Below are 17,926 nucleotides of genomic sequence, written 5' to 3'. Positions count from 1 at the left end.
GATGCTCTCCCTTTTTTGATCTTCCAGTTTGTCGGCATCTAACCAGACTCAACTGTTAGTCGATTTGAGCCTTGTCTACCACAGTGTTGTCACCTAGCTCTTCAGGAAGTACTAGGTTAAGTAGAATCGCCACGATACCGCATAAGCTTACGCCCTGTAGGCTGAAGTCGCCGATACCAAAAGCCATTCCGCCAATACCGAATACTAGGGTAATACCAACAATGACAAGGTTACGTGATTTGTGGAGGTCAACGTTGTTCTTGATTAGCGTGTTAAGACCTACGGTTGCGATAGAGCCAAACAGAAGAATCATGATACCGCCCATCACTGGAACCGGAATGGTTTGCAGTAATGCGCCTAGCTTACCAACCAATGCAAGAACGATAGCGGTTACTGCAGCCCAAGTCATGATTACAGGGTTAAACGCTTTCGTTAGCATCACCGCGCCAGTTACTTCACTGTAAGTTGTGTTTGGTGGAGCGCCCAGCATAGAAGCAGCTATTGTTGCCACGCCGTCACCTGTGATTGTGCGGTGCAGGCCTGGCTTCTTAAGATAGTCTTTACCCGTCACGTTGGAAATCGCCAGCATGTCACCTACGTGCTCAACGGCAGGTGCAATCGCAACAAACACCATGAAGAAGATAGCGTTGATGTTGAATTCAGGCATGGTGAAGTTTGGTAGTGCCAACCACGATGCTTGAGCAACCGGTGTGAAGTCGACTGCGCCGTAAACCAGGCTCGTAATGTAACCTGCGATAATACCGCCGAAGATAGGTAGTAGCTTTAGGAAGCCTTTCGAAAATACACTGATGATGATGGTTACGAGCAGTGAGATTGATGAGATCCACAGTGCTGCGTCTGCATCAACCAGTTGAACGGCGCCATCGCCGGTCTTACCTAAAGCCATGTTTACCGCAACGGGTGCTAGGCCTAAACCAATCACCATAATTACAGGGCCAACCACTACAGGTGGAAGCAGCTTATGAATAAAGCCAACGCCTCTCACTTTGATCAGAGCGCCCATTAAAACATACACAACACCTGCTGCCATTAGGCCACCCATGGTTGCACCAATCCCCCAAGTTTGGATACCAAACATAATAGGAGCGATGAATGCAAAAGAAGACGCTAAGAAGATTGGCACTGAACGGCGTGTAATAAGTTGGAATAAAAGGGTACCGATACCTGCGCCAAAGAGTGCAACGTTGGGATCAAGTCCTGTCAGTAGCGGCACGAGTACAAGCGCACCAAAAGCCACAAACAGCATTTGTGCACCTTGCAATGCATTTTTCATGATATGTCCTTAGATTGGTCGTTATATGAAAAGTGAAAAATAAAATTCGCGCGATTCTATCACTTAGCAATCGATTGCTACACAAAATAGATCAAATTTATTTATCATAGTGATGTTTTATATCGAACAAGGTCCGAAAATTCAGTTTATAAGTTAGCGCTTTATCATGGTCAGGTGATATTTTGTGGTTATTAAACACAGTGGGCGCTAACGACCTTGCCCCTCAATCCATAGTTGCTTATCATCAAGGCACAAGCTTTGAATATTAGGATCAATATGCGCTACATAGCATTGTTGTTGATGGGACTATTAGCCTTCCCGAGTTACGCCTTAACTCAAGTAGATATCTTTAGTGCTGAAGTTGCGATTAACGCCGAAGACAAACAACCAGAACAAGTGGCACGAAATACCGGTATGGAGCAGGTATTGATACGTGCGACTGGCCAAACTGATGTTGCTTCAAATGAGACCATCCAAAAGGCGATGCGTAAGAGTGCGCAGTACATGTCTCAAATGAGTTTTGGTGAGAGCAATGACCAATCAACATTGCGTATGCGTTTTAATGGCGCTCAAATCCGTTCTCTACTGACTCAAGCACAACTGCCGTACTGGCCTGAAACTCGCTCAAACATCTTGGTTTGGCTAGTGGAGGAAGACAGCTTCGATAAGAACATTGTGTGGGAGCACTCGAACTCACAGTTTGCTGCTCAAATGCAAGCAAGTGCAAAAGATCGTGGTTTACCTCTGACTTTGCCTGTCGGTGATTTCGACGATATCACTGGTATCGCGACCTCAGATTTGTGGGGCAGCTTTGTTTCACCAATTAGCAGAGCAAGTCAACGTTACCCAGTAGATGCAGTATTGGTGATTAAAGCTCAATCTTCAGGATTGCGTTGGACGCTGTACGACCAAAAACCAAGTCAATTGACTAGCGCGCCAACGGCACCAATCACAGGTTCTGTGTCGGGTAACAGCGCGACGGCTTCTAAGAAGCTAGTTGACCAAATCAGTAACTACTACGCAGGTAAAAGCGCGGTGACGGTGGCGAGTGAGTCATCAGAGTCGATTTTAACTCAGTTTATTAGCCTGAATAATGCTCAAGACTTCTTCCAGTTAGAGAATGCACTTAAGCGTCTAAACTCGGTTGCTAGCTTAGATATTCTTAAGATTCAAAACAACGAAGTGACGTTCCGTATTCATTTGTTGTCGACTCAACAAGAGTTTGAACAAGAGGTGGCAAGTATTCGCCAAGTTGCGAAGGTTGAAGAGTCTTACATTGAACCAGAAGTAAGCCCTGAATTCGAAACACAAGACAACACCATGTCTGTAGGCGATGATTCAACAGCTGCCCTTGATACTGAAGCGACAGCAACTGACGCAGATACTGACGTTCAAGTAATTAAAGGTAATGAAGTATCAAGTGATGATTCATTGGCTGGCTCGGAGGCTAACTCTGAAGATACAGGTACCGAAGAGTTAGAAGCAACTGCACCGCTGCATGCAGAGCCAAGCTTGGTATACGAGTGGAATCGCAGTTAAGCCATTGCTTGCGCTTATCGCTAATACGAAAATGTAAGTAGCGAAGAGAAATAAAAAGAAAGCCCTGCTAGAGAAACCTGGCAGGGCTTTTTGTTTGTGTTACTTGCTAGCTCGTTGCTTGGTTAGATAGTTATTCAGAAATATCGAACTGAATCTTATTACTCGAACTTCGCTTTCTCGTTCTTTTCTACTTCAGAAAGGCGTTTAAGCTTGATGCCTAGCTCTTTAGCGCGGAAACGGGTAAATAAGATATTTCCGGCGAAGCCCATAGTTGTCAGCAGTAGCTCAACAGCAGCCAATAAGCGTTCACCACCATCTACGTATAGAATGGTTAATGCGTGTAGGAAGTAGAGCATTAAGATGAAGTTCGCCCAAGCGTGCGTGTAAGGCTTACCGATTAAAATGCCAGGTAATGGCAACAGTAGCGGGACAGCCCAAACGATAGCCAGCGTGACATTATCTAGGTGAGGATGCGGTGAAAGCGTCATCTGCCAAGCGACAACCCAACCTAACAGCAATAGGTTGCCTGCTAATGCGAGATAGCGAAATAGCTTTGTCTTAGGAGACATCGCCTTCTCTGACATGTACATCATTGAGAGATTCCCTTCTGATTTATCGCGATGCGCGCGAGGCGTTTACCTAGGTTCTGCGCCAACTCAATTTCTTCTTTGCTTAGTGAAGCACTCTCGCCTGTGCTGCTTGCGCCATAGGGCGTGCCACCCGTTTGAGTGGTATGCAGTGCAGGCTCTGAGTAGGGGATGCCGACCACTAACATTCCATGGTGAAGCAGTGGCAACATCATGCTTTGCTGTGTTGTTTCTTGCCCACCATGCAGTGATGAAGAAGAGGTAAATACACAAGCTGGCTTATCGATTAGATCGCCATTGATCCACAATGATGTAGTGCTGTCCCAAAAGTGCTTCATCGGCCCAGCCATGTTGCCGAACCAAACCGGGCTGCCAAGCGCCAAGCCATCGCAAGAACGGAGATCTTGAAGCGTGGCAATTGGATCCGTGGGTTGATAGCGAGAGTCTGGCTGCTCTTCTACTGTATATACATCGTTAACCGTTCTTAGCATGGCTTCACACTCAGGAATGGACTCCACCCCTCGTGCTATCTGCCTTGCTAGAGCTTGTGTGTTGCCGTGACGACTGTAGTAGAGAACAAGGATGTTGATGCTCATAGCCGCTTACAGAATCTCTAGTACTTGCTCTGGTGGACGACCAATCTTGGCTTTATTGTTCGCAACAACCACTGGGCGCTCAAACAGTTTTGGATTAGCAGCCATTGCAGAAAATAGGTCTTCATCAGATACAGAAGCATCGCCAAGGTTCGCTTCTTTGTAGTCTGCCTCTTTGGTGCGCATCATTTCGCGAACGCTGCTAAAACCAAGCTGAGTGAACAGTACTTTTAGCTGTTCAACAGTTAGAGGTGTGTCTAGGTACTTGATCACTTCAGGTTGTACACCGTTTGTTTCAAGTAATTCAAGCGTTTGACGACTCTTTGAGCAGCGTGGGTTATGATAAATCACGACAGACATGGTTCTTCCTCATTATTATTTTTTATTTAATCTTCAGCAGAGGCCAGCTAATTGGCCTCTTCACTGTATACGTTGAGCTTTTTTCTTTTGGCGACTCGCCGAGTATTGAACGCCTTATTGCAGTGCTAAGAAGCGCTCGCGCTGAATCATCAGCTGATCAATTCGAGCATCGTAGCGGGCTTGCTTCAAACTACCGAGCTCTGCGATTTGACTGGCTTGCGTGTAGTACTGAATCGCTTTGTTCCAGTTGGCTTGCAATGCCAAAATTTCAGCTCGTGCGGCAAGGTCTTCATCACTATTGCCAAGGCTAGTATTCGCTTTTGAAAGCAGGTGCCAGCCATTGGTGTCATTCGGATTGTCATGCGTATAACGTTGTAATACGCGAACAGCCTCTGCAAAGTCTTCTTTTTCAATCAAGGCATTTGCGTAGTTGATTGTGAGTACCGGGTTGTTTGGCTGACGAACTAATGCCGATTTCAGCTCTTTAATGGCAAGCTCAGGCTTTTTCTGCTCGATGTGCAGATCGGAAATCGCATCTAAGTAGAACAGGTTGGTCGGGTCGCTGGTAATCAGTTTGGTTAGAATCGGTTCTGCTTTATCTAACTTTTTCGAATCGAGGTAAACCAGTGCTTGTCCATACTCTAACGATGGAACAATCTCTTTTGGTGCCTTTTTCAATTGGCGTGAGAACCAATCGAGCGACGCCTCATTATTGATACCGGCATAGCGTGCTACGATACGTGCTCTTGCTAGGTGATAATCCAGCGATGGCGCAAGTTTCAGCGGTGGGTAGCTACGAGCACGTGCGCGCGAATCGGTAATACGATCTTCTGGCAACGGGTGAGTGAGCAACATTGGAGGTGGTGTGCTTGCGTAGCGGTATTCATCCGCTAAACGGCCAAAGAAGCGTGGCATTGCGTTCACGTCAAATCCAGCTTTTGCTAGCGTGTTGATACCAAAGCGGTCGGCTTCTTTTTCATTACTACGGGTGTAGTTAATTTGGCTCTGCATGTTACCCGCGGTGGTTGCGGTTAAGGCTGCAATACCCGCCTCAGGAGCGGCAATAGCCAGCAATACAGACGCTGCAAGCGCTGCGATAGTCGCAGGAGAACGGCGTGCTTGATCTTCCATACTACGCGCTAAGTGACGCTGCGTAACGTGTGCGATTTCGTGCGCTAATACAGACGCAAGTTCACTTTCCGATTGTGCGTGCAGGAATAGACCTGAGTGCAGTGCAACATAACCACCAAAGAAAGCAAAAGCGTTGATGTTGCGGTCACGGATCATAAAGAACTGGAAAGGTGTCTTTACGTCATTGGCATTCGCGACAAGGCGATGGCCTAGTGTGTCGATATAAAGGTTGAGAACTGGATCGTTGATAACAGGCTGGCTGCTTCTGATGATGCGCATGTAGGCATCACCATAGATGAGTTCTTGATCGATAGTGAGCGTGCCGCCAGCCGCCGTGCCGATGTCCGGTAAATCCAAGCTGTTGGTGTTAGCCAACGTTGGGGTGCTTAATGTGGCTGCGATGCATAAGCAAGCAATTGAACGAGCGCGTTTAAACATATTAGTCAGTAATACTCCGTTTCTTCTGACAGTAAGACAAGGGCAATGCAAATTGGTTCTTCATCTGGTTTAACCTTTGTTAAGTGCGTGCGCTATCCTGAAGGAAGATGAATCAATGATGGCACGTTTTCAAAAACAGATTACAATATGCCCCTTATAATAAGCATCGAGCCCAAGAATGACACCTAATATTCTAGATTTACGCCAAGAGCGCTGCCCAATGGCGTTATTATTAGCCAAGCGTCACAGTGTAAAGTTAGAAGTAGGGCAATCTTTGTCAATTTATGTATCAGATAACAGTTCGATGAAAGATATTGTTACTTTTTTGTCTAAGCAAGCTTATGTTGTCATGACAGAGGTTTGTTCTAATTACCACCATCTCCTCGTCACTAAAAAGGAATCGCAGTCAGATGCTTGAAATGGTCAGTCGTTGGTATAAACGACGTTTCTCTGATCCACACGCTGTCAGTTTGGTTGCCATCATTCTATTCGGCTTTATTACTATCTACTTCTTTGGTCACCTGATCGCACCGCTGTTGGTGGCGATTGTGTTGGCTTATTTGCTTGAGTGGCCAGTGACTCAACTTCAACGACTCGGTGTCCCAAGAACGCCATCGGTGATGTTGGTGATCTTGATGTTCTTTAGCCTAATGCTACTAGCGATATTTGGATTAGTGCCAACCATTTGGGAGCAAGTGGGTAATCTAATCAATGATATTCCGAGCATGTACGGTAGCTTGCAGAAGTTCATTGCAACGATTCCAGAGCGTTACCCTGAGCTTGCTAACCTGCAGATCGTTGAGTCTGTAATGTCTAATGCGAAGAACAAGGCGTTAGGTATGGGTGAGAGTGTGGTGAAAGGCTCGCTAGCTTCTTTGGTTAGCTTAGCGACGCTAGGTGTTTATCTGATCTTAGTACCACTGCTTATCTTCTTCTTACTGAAAGACAAAGAAGAGATGATCAGAATGGCAAGTGGTGTGCTTCCTCGAAACCGTCGCTTAGCGACCAAAGTATGGGAAGAGATGAACGAACAAATCTCGAACTACATCCGCGGTAAGGTGCTAGAGATTTTAATCGTAGGTGGCGTCAGCTACGTAACTTTCGCGATTTTAGACCTTCGCTACTCAGTGCTATTAGCGGTTGCTGTCGGTTTCTCGGTATTGATTCCATATATTGGTGCAGCGGCGGTAACCGTGCCGGTTGCCATTGTTGGTTTGTTCCAGTGGGGGCTTGAGCCTCAATTCTACTGGCTATTATTGGCTTACGGCATCATTCAAGCCCTAGATGGCAACGTGTTAGTACCCGTTTTGTTCTCTGAAGCGGTGAATCTACATCCTGTGGCGATTATTGTGGCGGTATTAGTGTTTGGTGGACTTTGGGGATTCTGGGGCGTGTTCTTCGCGATTCCACTGGCTACTTTAGTGAAGGCGGTTTGGAATGCCTTACCGAGCCATGCATTAGATGATGACCCTGTACATCACCAGTAACGAAAAATGAATGATTAAAAAGGCGACTATCAATGATAGTCGCCTTTTTAATTTATCTTAGTTGGTAGTGAGTCTAGCTCACCCCAACAGACATTAAGCTTCTTGGTTGAAGTACTCTAGAACCACTTCGTGGTGAGTTTTTGTCTTGAATTTATTGAAGACGTGTTCAATCTGACCTTCTTCATCGATGAGGAAGCTAATGCGGTGCAGGCCATCGTAAACTTTGCCCATGAACTTCTTCTCGCCCCAAACACCGAACTGCTCAGCAACGCTGTGGTCTTCGTCAGATAGCAGAGTGAAGTTTAGAGATTTCTTCTCAATGAAGTTAGGCAGGCGTTTCACTGGGTCGATGCTGACACCCAGAACAACCACGTTCAGTGCATCTAGCTCAGCTTTGATGTCACGCAGACCTTCTGCTTGAACGATACAACCCGGAGTCATTGCTTTTGGGTAAAAGTAGAAAAGTACTTTTTTACCTTTGAAGTCACCAAGAGATACGATATTGCCATCTTGATCTGGAAGAGAAAAAGCAGGTGCTGGAACACCAGCCGTTAGCGTATTCATGATATTTCCTTTTTAAAGACTGTTTTTAATAAAGTTGAGCGAGCCTTGGACTGATAGGCTCTGACACAGCGAGTTGAATTCTTCTTGTAGCTGCATCAAATTACATTCTGACTGTACAGAAGCGGTAATAGAGATATGGAATTGGTCGTTGTCGAGCTGGACCTTAGATTTATTGATCGTTTGTGCGCTCAGCGAGTCGAGGCCGATGTCTCGGTCTGCAAAGAACTGTGTGAACTGCTCGGTCAGGCCGAGTTTGTCATCTGACTCAACGAACACTTCTAGCGTGTAGGAGTTCTCTACCACATCGTGCGGAGAGGTTCGCTTCATAATCGTAATCAAGTCGTGCTCTTGACCAAGCAAGGGCAGGGTGGTTTCAACACGGGTGATGTTGTTTGCTTTACCAGACAGTAGCATGATAAGCGTAAATTCTTCGCCAAACAGGGCAATACGGCTATCAATAATGTTACAGCCTGATTGGGTGACCAAATGAACCACTTGGTTGCATACACCTGGGCGATCTGTGCCCACAGCTGTGATTACTAGATGTTGAGTCATAAAATCACGTCTCTATATATTCCATTGATTCATGCATGTTAGCACAGTTAGCAAGAGGAATAAGCGTGCGAGCGGGGCTTTTTATGACTCATCTTGCGTCTGACAGGCAACCAATGATAAGAATATCTATAACGTCGTAGCACAAGTTTGTCGGGTGACAGCACAGCTTACCTGTTACTGACATCTATCCATGTTCTATCCGTTAGATTGAGCTCAGGTTATCCAAATTTTAGGTTGAACGTTGCGATAAGCCGTTTTACCTCAAACATACGACAATATTTCATACCGATGTTGCCGCTAAGCCACTTTAATGTCTTGTGTTTATTGATTGGCTTACAGTAACATGCAAAAAGAATAAATTAAGGGAGATAGACATGTTTTCAGGAAGTATCGTTGCGCTAGTTACGCCATTTAACGCAGATGGCGAAGTGGATTTCGACAGCCTTAAAAAGTTGGTTGATCACCATGTTGCCGCAGGTAGTGATGGTCTGGTTGCGGTTGGCACAACAGGTGAGTCTTCAACACTCACAATTGAAGAGCATGTCAAAGTCGTCAATAAGATCGTTGAATTTGCTGATGGTCGTATCCCAGTTATCGCAGGTACAGGCGCAAATGCTACGCACGAGTCAGTGCTATTCAGTCGTTTATTGAACGGTTCTGGTATTGCGGGTTGCCTGAGCGTAACGCCTTACTACAACAAACCGACTCAAGAAGGTTTGTACCAACACTACAAAGCGATTGCTGAAGTAAGTGACGTTCCTCAGATCCTATACAATGTACCGGGTCGTACTGCGGTAGACCTATTACCAGAGACGGTTGCTCGCCTTTCTGAAATCGAAAACATCGTTGCACTTAAAGATGCGACGGGTGATCTCGACAGAATTGCAATTCACCGTGAACTTTGTGGCGAAGATTTTATCTTACTAAGTGGTGATGACTTAACAGGCCTAGAATTTGTTAAGCGTGGTGGCGATGGTGTGATTTCTGTAACGAATAACGTTGCAGCGGCTGATATGGCTACTATGTTCAAACTTGCGAAAGAAGGTAAGTTTGAAGAAGCAGAAGCGATCAATGAGCGCTTGATGCCTCTACATAAGAATTTGTTCGTTGAGTCTAACCCTATTCCCGTAAAATGGGCGGTTCATAAAATGGGTCTGATTGCTGAAGGTGGCTTACGCCTGCCTCTGACTGAACTGTCGGAACCAGCTCAACCTGTTGTTGCTCAAGCAATGACTGAAGCGTGTATTTACTAAAAACGTATGAAGTGATGCCGAAGCGAACCTTCGGCATTTAGGAGTATAAATGAAGTATTCTCACCAGCTAGTGATTGGGTCACTGGCTGTTTTCGTTCTTACAGCATGTTCTGGCAGCCCGACTCAACGTCGTCAAGCCAAAGATGATTTCGAATACTTAGAAACACCTGAGTTTTCACAATGGCAGTTGCCTGAAGATGCTCAGCCTCAGTTCTACCCAAATTTTGACATCCCGAGCGGTGACTTCACTGGTGGTGTCGGCCCTGCCGTGGATATTCGTCCACCACAACAGGTTCTTGAGTTGATCCCTGGTGCTCGTGCAGAGCGTCAAAACGGTGAAGTAACGTTATGGTTGCTTCGTGCAGAAGAAGCAGACCGTGTATGGCAAACGGCTGTCGACATGTTGGCTCAACGTGGTATTGGTATTCGTGAACAGTCTGAGAACGAGATTGAGACCGATTGGGTTACTTGGGTTTCTGAAGACGAAGACGTAGAGATCGGCAGCCGCTACTCTATCTCTCGTTTCCAAGCGAATAACCGTCATGGCTTCAAGATTAACCTTATTGATTGGCGTGAAGGCAACAAAGAGAAACCAGTTACGGCAACCAACAAAGAGCGTTACAACGCTTTCCTAACCAATTTAGTGATGGCTAAGTACGATGAAAACCTTCGTGCTGAAGCGGCTCTGAAAGCACAAGAGTTGGTGAAACGAATTCCTATCTCGATGGGCTCTGACCGCAGTGGTTTCCCTGTGATTATTGCTCGTACACCATATAACGTGTTCTGGCAGCGTCTACCGACCTTATTACCGTCGATGGGCTTTGAACTTGAAGAACGTAACCAATCTCAGGGTACGGTTAAAGCTAAGTACGCAGCGCCAGATGATGAGTTCTGGGAAGAAGTTGGCTTGCAACCTGTTGATTTAGCACCAGGTACATACAACTTCCTATTCGGTGATCTTGGTAACCGTACGTCAATTAACGTGACGGATGCATCAGGTAAGCCAGTAGAGGAAGAGTTGCTTAAGTCACTGGTTCCTGTTCTCGCACACGTTGCGGACCAAACCAAAGATGACAAAGCGGCGGAAGCTGAGTAAGCCAAGCTTGATCGGCTATAGGGCTGCGTGAAATCGGCCCTTTTATAGCCAATGATTTAGCGACATCCAATAAAAAAGAGGACACATTGTGTCCTCTTTTTTGTGTTCGTTTGACTGCAAGATCAGCTATCTTTGGTCTCTTTTGATTGAGCTTTTTCCTGGTTCTGCTTATCTAGCCGATTGAGCTTGTCCAAGTCACTCTCCCTTTTCCCACGGCTTGTTTTTCCGAGATCCATATTAGCGGTCTGTTTTAGAGCTGCGATGTTAGCTACCACAACGCTAACCACGATGATGATGATAACCCAAGGGTTTGTAAGCCACTCCAACATAAGCGCTCCTAATGGCTGATGTTCGCTACGAAGCGCGCATAGATCTCGTCTAGCTGCTCCATAATAATCTCATACCCTAATATTGGCTTAGATTGGAGTTGCTTGCCAAGTAAAGTCGGGGATAACTGTGATAAACACGGCTCCGAAACGCTACGATGGCTAATATGCCAAGGTTCTATCGCGACACCACCAAGATCATGGCTATACGGGAAAAAGAACCCAAACTGTGCAGCATTAGCAGAGAGCCATTGATAAAACGCTTGCTGGTGACCAGTAAGGTATTCCCAAGGCTCTAGTTGTAGCTGTGTGTCTTCAGGGAGGTGATTACGAGCAAAGACATCGAAGTCACAACCCCAATGGTGGCGACTCGCTCCAGGAAGCGCAGACCACCTCAGAATCGCCGACAGCTTTTGATGTTCAGTCAGTGTTGAAGCATCAAGTGGTTGGCTATCTGAATCCAAGATTGGGGCTTCACCAGAAAACTTGCGATTCCAAATCAGAGATTGCCTTTCATAGTCTCGAAAGCCACTGGCGATCTCCATTTTAAAACCAGCGAGCTGAGCAGCTTCAATCAACCTGTTTAAGTCATCGATAACGTCACTGTGTACCAAGAATGTCTTAGTACCAATTAGGCTCGGTACCAGGTGAGAATCTGATTGTCCGGTAAGCTGCTCTGGTGTCATAACGAGTCTCTCAATGTTTGGAAGTGATACTTCGCTAGGAAAGATCTATTTAGCGAACAAGTTCACTAACGTTCTTTCGTACATGTCGGTTAGCTTCTCTAAATCTGCTACTTTCACGCACTCGTTAACCTTGTGAATGGTTGCATTCACAGGGCCAAGCTCAACCACTTGTCCGCCCATACGTGCAATGAAGCGACCATCAGACGTACCGCCAGTTGTCAGCAGTGCCGGTTTTACATCATTGACGTGACCAACAGCATCAACAATCGCATCAAGCAGTGAGCCTGCGTCTGTTAGGAACGGGTCGCCATTGAAAGTCCACTTAAGATCATATTCGAAATCGTATTTATCAAGCGTTGTTGTCACGCGCTCAACGATAACGTCATTGCTTAACTCTGTGCTAAAACGCAGGTTAAACTGAACATTAAACTCCCCTGGAATCACGTTAGATGCGCCAGTACCTGCACTCACATTCGGGATCTGGAAACTGGTTGGTGGGAAGTAGTCATTACCTTGGTCCCATTCCGTCGTCGCTAGCTCGTGAATTGCCAGTAGAGAGCTGTGTACAGGGTTATTCGCTAGGTGAGGGTAGGCAACGTGACCTTGTGTACCTTTAATGGTTAGGTCGCCTGTGATAGAGCCACGACGGCCGTTCTTCACTACATCGCCTACAAACTCAGTGCTTGACGGTTCACCAACAATACACATGTCGATGTTCTCACCGCGTGCCATTAGAGCTTCAACAACACGTACAGTACCGTTGATGAAAGGGCCTTCTTCATCAGAGGTGATAAGGAAGCCAATTGAGCCTGAATGGTCTGGATGCTTCTCAATGAATTGCTCAACAGCAACAATCATTGAAGCTAGAGAACCTTTCATGTCTGCCGCACCACGGCCGTGTAAGTAGCCATCTACCATTGTTGGCTCAAAGGGCTTGGTGTTCCATTGTTCGATTGGGCCAGCTGGTACCACGTCTGTGTGGCCTGCAAAAGCAAACAGAGGTGCTTCAGTACCTCGGCGAGCCCAGAAGTTCGTCGTATCTTCAAATACCATCACTTCGATTTCAAAACCGAGTGCTTTTAAGCGATTAATCATCAGCTCTTGGCAGCCTGCGTCTTCAGGGGTTACCGATTGACGGCTAATGAGGTCTTTTGCCAGAGCCAAAGTTGGGCTATCTGTCATCCTTGAATTCCTTGTTTAAATAAAACGTCGAGTCATTAATCTCAGGCGTTGAACAGGGCACGTTCAACGCCTTGTTATCTGTTCTAATATTGCTGATTACGCAAATTCTTGATTAAGAAAATTGCTGATTACGCAAAAATAGCCGCGTACTGGTCAGCTTTAAAGCCGATGTGAAGTTTGCCATCGACTTTCAAAATAGGGCGCTTGATCATCGCTGGTTGTTCAACAAGCAGAGTGATTGCCGTTTGCTCTGTTAACGTGTCTTTTTGCTCTTGAGAAAGCTGACGATAAGTCGTGCCACGTTTGTTTAGTACAAGCTCCCAGCCAAGCTCTGAACAGAAGTTTGTTACTAACTCTTCAGTGATGCCTTGTTTGCGATAATCGTGAAATTCGAACTCGATACCTTCAACTTCAAGCCATTTCTTTGCTTTTTTAATCGTGTCGCAATTTGGGATACCAAACATTGTGATAGTCATTATTCTTCCTCTGGGTGATTTTCTTTCATTGTTATGAGTTGAATCCTATCAGGAAGCGGCAATTCAGACAAAATAGAGTGAGGAATATTTCATTGAGCGAAAAAAAACAGTAAGAAAATGTCACTATTGGAGACTTATTGATCAGCCTCAACATGTTGTCAGCGAAAAAAGAAATAATTGAGTTGCACATATATAGGAGGTGTCAATGGAGTTGAGTCCTGTTTTTGCAAGGCGGCTATATTTAGCATTGTTAGTTGAAAGCCTTGATAGGCCAAATGTGCCTAAACTCATCGAAAAAACGGGTTGGCCTCGTCGTACTATTCAAGATGTACTCAAGGCGTTACCGGGGATCGGTATCGAACTTATGTTTGTTCAAGATGGGCGACGTCATAATGATGGTTATTACCAGTTATCCGATTGGGGACCATTTGACAGTCAGTGGGTTCTAGAACGTAAAGGCGATATAGCAACAAGCCTTGGATTTAGTGCATAAGCCAGCGAAAGCTGGCTTTCTTTTTTGTATGCTGCTAAGTAGAGCTGTTGGTTACTCGCAAAGATAAGCGGTGCCAAGCATGGTAACCGAAGTGGCAAAATCTTGAGGTAGGGTAAAGATGACTGTGTTTGCACCAAGTTCAATGGTATTGGTTTTGAGTTCGTTCATCGCACCCTGAATCAAGGTGTCATTCGGGTAGAAGAGGTAGCTGTACCAATGGCCTTCGCTACCAGTGACTTCCCCTTTGTACTCACACTGTTCAATATCAATCATGCCGTGAAAATCCATTCTCACACTGTTGGCTTCATTGTGAGGTACTGAAGTTGGTGTGGTACACCCCAACAACATGCCGCTCACGGCTAATGCCATCCATTCCTTTTTCATACGTCTATCCTGTTATTGCATCAAATAAATCGCAAAACCTACCCAGCTCGCGAACAATAGTATCCACGGTAACTTACTTGAGTGATTTGATGTTGTTTCAACACTAGGCTTTGCATCGTGCTCTTGCTCTGTAGCCGCTTGTTGAGTTTGCTTCTCTTTTTGTACGCGTTTTTTGGCTTTATCAGCTTGACGGTTGCGTTCCTTTTGCTGCTTCTTGTAAAGCGCGATGCCTTTCTCAATACCTTGGGCAATTAATTTGGTTTGTTCTTTGGTTTGGGCTGGCTTTTGAGTCGCTTTGGCTATCTTCAGTGCTTCTTGTTGTGATTCAACAGAGGGTGTATTAGTTTTCTTTTTCATGCTGAGTTCGATAATTAAAACGGATTAGCTAATAAGATAACGCAAACCTAGTTAAGTATGAATGATTTGCGTTAAAGTGTTGGTTTGAAAACAAGTGAAAGTGAGATTTGTGCGGTACTCCATAGAACAATACGACAAGCACGGCTTCTTAAAAGCACCCATCTTATTATGGTTAGGTTGGCTGTTTCTTGCGAAAGCTCTCGTCGTTTTCATCGTTGCAGGTGCAAGTAGAGAATCGGGAACTGATATTCTCGAGATCATCTACCCAGATCATCATATGTTTTATGTAGGGATCGCCTTGAGTGTCCCTAGCTTGTTACTGATGTGGTTATTTGGGCTAAGATCTCCAGATAGAAAGCGCCTCAATAAAGTGGTGTCTTGGGGGCGTTGGGCCACCATGGCTGCTATTGTGGGGCAGGGCTCCCATACAATTTATTTAATCTATTTGGATAACGGTTGGTTCCGTTGGTCAAATGGTCTCACCCTATTGTTGCTGCTGTGGTTTGCGCTTTATCTAACCAATAGCCATACAGCACGGGATTGCTTTAAAGTGGTTGAGCACGAAGACTGATTCTCATCAAAACATTTGTCCCATTCACAATTATACTTAGAAGCTAAAACTGGAAGGAATAATCTATGCTTAATGTCTCAAATGAGCAGCCTAACGTTCAAAGTGCTATTTTGCCTGAAGCTGGGCCTTTCGCTCTTTACGTTCAACTTAAAGTGAATGCTAACACTGCTAATGTACTAGCTGAAATTCAAAAGATTCCAGCGCTAATCGAAGAGCTGAATCAGACTCAGCCAGATGCAAACCTAACGGCTTCGGTTGCATTCTCTAAAGCGTTTTGGGATAAGTTCGAGCAGGCAGCTCCCTCTGATCTAATTGATTTCCCTGCGCTTGGTGAAGGTGATGTTACAGCACCTAGCACGCCAGCTGATGTGTTGATTCACTGCCATTCAAACCGACACGATCTGCACTTCTTCATCTTACGTAAATTGCTATCTGAAGTAGCAGCAGACGTTGAAGTGGTTGATGAAACTTACGGTTACCGCTTCCTAGATTCTCGTGATATGACGGACTTCGTTGATGGTACTGAAAACCCGAAAGACGCACAGCGCGCTGAAGTTGCGATTGTTCCTGAAGGTGAATTCGCGGGTGGTAGCTACGTGATGGTGCAGCGCTTTGTGCATAACCTACCTGCTTGGAACCGATTGAATGTATCGGCGCAGGAAAAAGTGGTTGGTCGTACTAAGCCTGATTCAATCGAGTTAGATGATGTTCCAGCAGCTTCTCACGTCGGCCGTGTAGATATCAAAGAAGAAGGCAAAGGCCTTAAGATCGTTCGTCACAGCTTACCTTACGGCACAGCAACGGGTGATCACGGCCTACTGTTTATTGCTTACTGTAACGTGCGCCATAACTTCGACGCGATGCTAGAGAGCATGTACGGCGTAACTGATGGCAAAACAGACCAACTGCTTCGCTTTACTAAAGCGGTGACTGGCGCGTATTACTTTGCTCCTTCAACTGAGATGTTGAGTGCATTAACGATTAAGTAAGTCGTCTCAAAAAGAATAAACAAAGGGAGCCTCAGGGCTCCTTTTTTATTAAAGCTTTATATGAGTTGGTCGATATAAGAGCAATCGTGAGTTTTATTCCTCTTTTTGTAAGCGAAGGTCTATGGCTATAACTGTTAATACCAATGTCTCAGCGCTGGTGGCCCAGAGAAACCTCTCTAATGCCAATAACATGCTGAACCAATCTTTGGAGCGCTTGGCTTCAGGGAGTCGTATTAACAGCGCTAAAGACGACGCTGCTGGCCTACAAATTTCGAACCGCTTGGAAGCGCAGATGAGTGGTATTGATGTCGCTGTGCGTAATGCAAATGATGGTATATCTATCATGCAAACCGCTGAAGGCGCGATGAATGAAACCACCAATATCATGCAGCGCATGCGCGACTTGTCTCTACAAGCAAGCAACGGTTCAAATAGCCAGTCCGAAAGAACGGCGATTCAAGAAGAGATTACCGCCTTAAACGATGAGCTGAATCGTATTGCAGAGACCACTTCTTTTGGTGGCAAAAAACTTCTCAATGGTAATTTTGGTAGTACGTCATTTCAGATTGGTGGTAGCTCTGGCGAGGCGGTACAAATCGGCCTCAAAAGTATGCGTACCGATGACATCAACATGGGTGGTTTTAGTTATGTCGCTGATGGCAAGGCCAATGACTCGTGGGCAGTGAAATCAAATCAGAATGATATGACGATGTCGTTTACCGATCGTTTTGGCCAGCCTCAAGAGATCACCATTAATGCGAAAGTTGGCGATGACATTGAAGAATTGGCGACCTACATCAATGGTCAAACGGATCTGGTCTCAGCTTCGGTTAATGATGATGGGCAGCTTCAAATCTACATGTCTGGTGAAGATACGTCTGGCACTATCTCTTTCTCTGGTTCACTCGCGAGTGAACTGTCGATGTCAGCGGGTTACTATGAGTCGGTGAATGACATCAATGTGACGGATGTGGGTGGTGCGCAGCGTGCTGTTTCTATTTTAAATACCGCGATGAAGTACGTGGATAGCCATCGCTCTGAATTAGGCGCAATGCAAAACCGCTTCGACCACGCCATTAACAACCTTGAAAATGTTCATGAAAACTTGGCGACCTCAAACAGTCGAATCAAAGATACCGATTACGCCAAGGAAACGACTCAGATGCTAAAGCAGCAAATTCTGCAGCAAGTTAGCACCACTATTCTGGCTCAAGCGAAGCAAGCACCTAACCTTGCCTTAACCTTGTTAGGTTAATCAATTACTTTAAATCTCATAACACCATTTCAGTTTATTTGGCTTCTTTGGTTAATAAAAACACAAAACCTCGCTCGACGGACTTCTCGACAACTTTAGCGTTTTTCTTATCTTTTTTTGATAAATTTATTACCAGTCACGCTTTCTTCTCCTTTATCGCTATTTCTTTAATTTTATTGTTTTTTTCCTAAAGGTTTCGTCAATTACGCCGTTATTAAAAGTAACTTTGAGAGAACTACTTGGTTTTCCGAGACGTCGGAAACCGCAATACCGGAAAATCAATTGGAGAAATCACCATGGCAGTGAATGT

Annotated in this window: 22 protein-coding genes; 9 read left to right on the top strand and 13 right to left on the bottom strand. The window is 45.4% G+C overall.

The window, feature by feature from the left end; translation table 11 throughout:
• Positions 1-55: 55 nt before the first annotated feature.
• Entirely contained in the window at positions 56-1,294 is a 1,239-nt protein-coding gene (locus tag F0232_RS18315; protein WP_061032623.1) for a uracil-xanthine permease family protein, read from the bottom strand.
• A 276-nt stretch (positions 1,295-1,570) separates the two neighbouring features.
• Here F0232_RS18315 and F0232_RS18310 point away from each other — a divergent pair, with 276 nt between their 5' ends.
• Positions 1,571-2,833 carry a DUF2066 domain-containing protein gene (locus F0232_RS18310; RefSeq protein ID WP_061032624.1) on the top strand — a complete coding sequence of 421 codons (1,263 nt, stop codon included), beginning with the start codon at positions 1,571-1,573 and terminating at the stop codon, positions 2,831-2,833.
• Positions 2,834-2,991: 158 nt separating this feature from the next.
• On the opposite strand, the gene F0232_RS18305 is transcribed toward F0232_RS18310, so the two are convergent.
• The 4 genes from F0232_RS18305 to F0232_RS18290 form a co-directional block, all read right to left on the bottom strand.
• Positions 2,992-3,426 (bottom strand): DUF2069 domain-containing protein, encoded by a 435-nt coding sequence (locus F0232_RS18305; RefSeq protein ID WP_008222952.1) that lies wholly within the window; start codon positions 3,424-3,426, stop codon positions 2,992-2,994.
• On the bottom strand, positions 3,423-4,016 hold the full coding sequence (gene wrbA, locus F0232_RS18300; protein ID WP_061032625.1) for an NAD(P)H:quinone oxidoreductase: 594 nt from the start codon (positions 4,014-4,016) through the stop codon (positions 3,423-3,425). Before wrbA ends, F0232_RS18305 begins: the two co-directional genes overlap by 4 nt.
• 6 nt (positions 4,017-4,022) lie before the next feature.
• The gene (gene arsC / locus F0232_RS18295; protein ID WP_061032626.1) at positions 4,023-4,373 is read right to left on the bottom strand and encodes an arsenate reductase (glutaredoxin); all 351 of its coding nucleotides are present in this window, start codon (positions 4,371-4,373) and stop codon (positions 4,023-4,025) included.
• 114 nt (positions 4,374-4,487) lie between these two features.
• Complete coding sequence (locus tag F0232_RS18290; protein WP_061032627.1) at positions 4,488-5,942, bottom strand: M48 family metallopeptidase; 1,455 nt, start codon at positions 5,940-5,942, stop codon at positions 4,488-4,490.
• Positions 5,943-6,120: 178 nt separating this feature from the next.
• Between F0232_RS18290 and F0232_RS18285 the strand changes: the two genes are divergently transcribed.
• Together F0232_RS18285 and F0232_RS18280 are read left to right on the top strand one after the other, a co-directional pair.
• Positions 6,121-6,360 carry a sulfurtransferase TusA family protein gene (locus tag F0232_RS18285; protein WP_004738640.1) on the top strand — a complete coding sequence of 80 codons (240 nt, stop codon included), beginning with the start codon at positions 6,121-6,123 and terminating at the stop codon, positions 6,358-6,360.
• On the top strand, positions 6,353-7,429 hold the full coding sequence (locus F0232_RS18280; RefSeq protein WP_061032628.1) for an AI-2E family transporter: 1,077 nt from the start codon (positions 6,353-6,355) through the stop codon (positions 7,427-7,429). Before F0232_RS18285 ends, F0232_RS18280 begins: the two co-directional genes overlap by 8 nt.
• A gap of 93 nt (positions 7,430-7,522) precedes the next feature.
• Here the strand turns inward: F0232_RS18280 and bcp are convergent, their stop codons facing one another.
• Together bcp and F0232_RS18270 are read right to left on the bottom strand one after the other, a co-directional pair.
• Positions 7,523-7,993, bottom strand: a complete 471-nt coding sequence (bcp, locus tag F0232_RS18275) for a thioredoxin-dependent thiol peroxidase (protein ID WP_061034333.1) — start codon at positions 7,991-7,993, stop codon at positions 7,523-7,525.
• Between the two features lie 12 nt (positions 7,994-8,005).
• Positions 8,006-8,548: a glycine cleavage system protein R gene (locus F0232_RS18270; protein ID WP_004741657.1), complete on the bottom strand. Its 543-nt coding sequence runs from the start codon at positions 8,546-8,548 to the stop codon at positions 8,006-8,008.
• A 374-nt stretch (positions 8,549-8,922) separates the two neighbouring features.
• Between F0232_RS18270 and dapA the strand changes: the two genes are divergently transcribed.
• Positions 8,923-9,801, top strand: coding sequence for a 4-hydroxy-tetrahydrodipicolinate synthase (gene dapA, locus F0232_RS18265; RefSeq protein WP_008222965.1), 879 nt, complete (start codon positions 8,923-8,925; stop codon positions 9,799-9,801).
• A gap of 49 nt (positions 9,802-9,850) precedes the next feature.
• The gene (gene bamC / locus F0232_RS18260) at positions 9,851-10,897 is read left to right on the top strand and encodes an outer membrane protein assembly factor BamC (RefSeq protein WP_061034332.1); all 1,047 of its coding nucleotides are present in this window, start codon (positions 9,851-9,853) and stop codon (positions 10,895-10,897) included.
• Positions 10,898-11,019: 122 nt separating this feature from the next.
• Here the strand turns inward: bamC and F0232_RS18255 are convergent, their stop codons facing one another.
• The 4 genes from F0232_RS18255 to F0232_RS18240 form a co-directional block, all read right to left on the bottom strand.
• Complete coding sequence (locus F0232_RS18255; protein WP_105057480.1) at positions 11,020-11,226, bottom strand: DUF2897 family protein; 207 nt, start codon at positions 11,224-11,226, stop codon at positions 11,020-11,022.
• A gap of 8 nt (positions 11,227-11,234) precedes the next feature.
• Positions 11,235-11,909 (bottom strand): M15 family metallopeptidase, encoded by a 675-nt coding sequence (locus tag F0232_RS18250; protein WP_061034331.1) that lies wholly within the window; start codon positions 11,907-11,909, stop codon positions 11,235-11,237.
• A 45-nt stretch (positions 11,910-11,954) separates the two neighbouring features.
• The gene (gene dapE, locus F0232_RS18245) at positions 11,955-13,091 is read right to left on the bottom strand and encodes a succinyl-diaminopimelate desuccinylase (RefSeq protein WP_105057479.1); all 1,137 of its coding nucleotides are present in this window, start codon (positions 13,089-13,091) and stop codon (positions 11,955-11,957) included.
• 128 nt (positions 13,092-13,219) lie between these two features.
• Positions 13,220-13,567, bottom strand: a complete 348-nt coding sequence (locus F0232_RS18240; RefSeq protein WP_105057478.1) for an ArsC family reductase — start codon at positions 13,565-13,567, stop codon at positions 13,220-13,222.
• Positions 13,568-13,772: 205 nt separating this feature from the next.
• Between F0232_RS18240 and F0232_RS18235 the strand changes: the two genes are divergently transcribed.
• Positions 13,773-14,060: a helix-turn-helix domain-containing protein gene (locus tag F0232_RS18235; protein ID WP_004741665.1), complete on the top strand. Its 288-nt coding sequence runs from the start codon at positions 13,773-13,775 to the stop codon at positions 14,058-14,060.
• Positions 14,061-14,111: 51 nt separating this feature from the next.
• On the opposite strand, the gene F0232_RS18230 is transcribed toward F0232_RS18235, so the two are convergent.
• Together F0232_RS18230 and F0232_RS18225 are read right to left on the bottom strand one after the other, a co-directional pair.
• A complete protein-coding gene (locus tag F0232_RS18230) occupies positions 14,112-14,444 on the bottom strand; it encodes a DUF4156 domain-containing protein (protein WP_032498699.1) in 333 nt (110 codons plus the stop codon).
• Positions 14,445-14,456: 12 nt separating this feature from the next.
• Positions 14,457-14,801 carry a DUF2956 domain-containing protein gene (locus F0232_RS18225; protein WP_008222977.1) on the bottom strand — a complete coding sequence of 115 codons (345 nt, stop codon included), beginning with the start codon at positions 14,799-14,801 and terminating at the stop codon, positions 14,457-14,459.
• Positions 14,802-14,910: 109 nt separating this feature from the next.
• On the opposite strand from F0232_RS18225, the gene F0232_RS18220 reads away from it, so the two are divergent.
• The 3 genes from F0232_RS18220 to F0232_RS18210 all read left to right on the top strand — a co-directional run bounded on the left by F0232_RS18220 (position 14,911) and on the right by F0232_RS18210 (position 17,616).
• Positions 14,911-15,372 carry a DUF2919 domain-containing protein gene (locus F0232_RS18220; protein ID WP_102423684.1) on the top strand — a complete coding sequence of 154 codons (462 nt, stop codon included), beginning with the start codon at positions 14,911-14,913 and terminating at the stop codon, positions 15,370-15,372.
• A 65-nt stretch (positions 15,373-15,437) separates the two neighbouring features.
• Entirely contained in the window at positions 15,438-16,361 is a 924-nt protein-coding gene (locus F0232_RS18215) for a Dyp-type peroxidase (RefSeq protein WP_102423685.1), read from the top strand.
• Between the two features lie 121 nt (positions 16,362-16,482).
• Positions 16,483-17,616 (top strand): flagellin, encoded by a 1,134-nt coding sequence (locus tag F0232_RS18210; protein WP_105057477.1) that lies wholly within the window; start codon positions 16,483-16,485, stop codon positions 17,614-17,616.
• Positions 17,617-17,926 lie beyond the last annotated feature (310 nt).

This window comes from Vibrio sp. T3Y01 (genome assembly GCF_013114525.1).
GTDB classification, from domain to species: Bacteria; Pseudomonadota; Gammaproteobacteria; order Enterobacterales; family Vibrionaceae; genus Vibrio; species Vibrio chagasii_B.
The sequence above is the reverse complement of the archived record's forward strand: the minus strand, read 5'-3'. Positions and strand labels throughout refer to the sequence as shown.